1 protein-coding gene is annotated in these 223 nt (G+C 51.1%); it reads right to left on the bottom strand.

Translation table 11 applies throughout. The features are described 5' to 3' along the window. A partial coding sequence (locus tag AAC854_RS23850) for an IS66 family transposase (RefSeq protein ID WP_340619210.1) occupies window positions 1-223 on the bottom strand: 223 nt, incomplete at both ends.

Genomic DNA, 223 nt, shown 5'->3' with positions numbered 1-223 from the left:
GTGCCGATAATCCCCGTTGTTTGCAGGTTTCCACCACCGACAGCAGTCGGGAGCGGTACTGTTCACCCCGATAGGAATTTGTCCCAAAGCAGATTTTTCGCATGATTACACCGCCACGCAGGCACCGCTCCGCCTCGTTGTTGGTCAACGGGATGTTTTTATGATGGAGAAAAACCCATAATCCCGCTTCATGCTTAAGAATATAAGCACACCTGCCGGCATA

The organism is Xenorhabdus entomophaga (assembly GCF_037996725.1).
Taxonomy (GTDB): Bacteria; Pseudomonadota; Gammaproteobacteria; order Enterobacterales; family Enterobacteriaceae; genus Xenorhabdus; species Xenorhabdus khoisanae.
This window is presented reverse-complemented; position numbering and strand designations above follow the sequence as displayed.